This is a genomic window from Cardiobacterium sp. (assembly GCF_057314735.1).
Genome location: NZ_DBHKZK010000062.1, coordinates 1 through 2093 on the forward strand (window position 1 = coordinate 1; position 2093 = coordinate 2093).

Annotated in this window: 2 protein-coding genes; both read right to left on the minus strand. The window is 61.8% G+C overall.

The features are described 5' to 3' along the window. Window positions 1–242 (minus strand): hypothetical protein (locus ACO54Z_RS09030; RefSeq protein ID WP_485996710.1); only part of this gene is annotated, 242 nt, incomplete at its 3' end. A gap of 163 nt (window positions 243–405) precedes the next feature. Further along, window positions 406–1593, minus strand: a complete 1188-nt coding sequence (manA, locus tag ACO54Z_RS09035; protein WP_485996711.1) for a mannose-6-phosphate isomerase, class I — start codon at window positions 1591–1593, stop codon at window positions 406–408. Between the last annotated feature and the right edge of the window lie 500 nt (window positions 1594–2093).

Here is a 2093-nt window from a genome sequence, read left to right on the forward strand (position 1 = left end):
CAGGTTTGGAATTTTGTCGGGTTGCCATGCAGGTTATAGTTTGGAAGGAAGTCTATTTTAGGACACCACCTCAAGGGCCGTGTCATCATCGACGGACAGGACGTTTCAACTCGCGCTCCCGCGAGGGGAGCGACGCTGGCTGCTTTGGAAAATCTTTGAATTTGTAAGGTTTCAATTCGCGCTCCCGCGTGAGGAGCGACATATGGGGACATGGGCAGGATACCAGCGAGATCTGGTTTCAATTCGCGCTCCCTCGTCGGGAGCGACGGGATGGCGAGTAAAAGCCGGTATTCGATGTAGGGGTTTCAATTCGCGCTCTCGCGTGGCTTCGATACCAGCCACGTAGACCGAACTGCCCGCTTTGTAACATCCCCCGCCGCGGTGGGGTTTGGTTTTGTGTGCAATTCAGTGATTGCTGGCGATGACAAAGCGGGCTTCGCCGTGGGTGGTCAGTTCGCAGTCGGTTGCCGGAGTGAGGAAGGCCGCTTCGCCGCCCAGCAGTTCCAGTTGTTGTCCGTCGGCACGCAGGCGCAGTTTGCCGTCCAGATTGAGCACGATGGTCGCCTCGCGGCTTTGCAGGTGCAGCGTTTCGCCCTGCGGCAGGCGCGCGGTGGCGAGGGTGTAGTCGTCCACCGGCGCCGGGTAGGTATAAGGGTCAAGGCTGTCTAGCGACGGCGGCGGGATGATGGCGGGACGCACCGGTTCGGCGTCAATGATGCGCAGCAGCTCCGGCAGGTCGATGTGTTTTGGCGTCAGCCCGGCGCGCAGCACGTTGTTGGACGCCGCCATCAGTTCGATGTTCTGCCCGCGCAGGTAGGCGTGCGGCAGGCGCGCGCGCTGGAAGATGCCTTCGCCCGCCTGCATATGGACGATGTTCATCAGGTAGAAGGAGAGCAGGCCGTGGTCGGGGTGCAGCGGGTCAATGCGCATCAGGCGCACGGTTTCGTGCAGCCAGTAGTCGGGGTTGTCGCAGGGCGCGCGTGGCGCGGGCGCGTCCAGCAGCGGCTTGAGCCAGGTGGTGACGGTGCTGCGCGGGATTTGCATGATGTGGGTGTAGGCGTCTTTCAGGCCGCGCGCGCGGATGAGGTGGGCAATGGTGGCGAGGCTGGGACGGGCGGCAAGGCGCGCTTCTATCACGTCCGGCGGGGCAAAGCCGTGCAGCAGCCAGAAATCGCCCAGCGCGATCATGCTTTCCGGTTTGTGGTTGTCGTCGGGGTAGTTGCGGTTCGCCGCGCCCCGGTTGATGCCCGCCGCTTCTTCGCGCGTGTAGCCCGCTTCCGCCTGCGCCTTGTCCGGATGCACCTGGATGGAGAGCGGCAGGCGCACGTCGAGGATTTTCAGAAGATACGGCAGGCGGTCGCCGTAGCGGGCGCGCGAGGCGGGAGTGAGGGCGTGGGCGAGGTTTTTTTGCAGCCAGTCGTTAAAGGGCAGGGTGATGCCGTCGGCTTCGATTTGCGACGGTGCCTGCGGGTGGTCGCCAAACCACAGTTCGGCGGCGGGCAGGTTGCTCGGCTCGCGCCGCAGCAGTTGCGGGATGTAGTCGTGGCCGCCCCAGGCGTAGGGCTGGATGGTGCCGTGCAGTCGGTAGATCATGGGTTGCTCCGCTCGTGGTGTATGTGTCGCTATGCTAGCGCTTTTTGTACCGCGCGGTGAAGCGGCGGGCATATCTCGCGGGCGGAACAGCGGGAATGCGTCCCGCCGGGCGGTTACGCTGCGCTAACCGCCCCTACCATCCCTACGAAACGACGGATGGATGATCCGTGTCGTAATTGATGGCGGGGCAGCCAAGCCCGCGAACAACGCAGGAGCGGTGCGTCAAGACGCACCCTATGGTGCAATGAAGCGGCAGACGCATTTTATTCGGTGGGGCAAGCCCCACCCTACGACTACCGCCTTGATTGGTGCGCAATCGCCGCCTTGACGGGAATTTACAGACACCTTTGTTTGCGGGTGCAATCACGGCCATTGCGGACGCATTTGTGGAAAACATCACCGTTTTCACAGAAAAATGGCAAAAAACCGGATGCGAAACACTATCAGGTGGTGTCCTAAAATGTATGCTGATAAACGGCGGGCAAACAAAAAGCAACGGA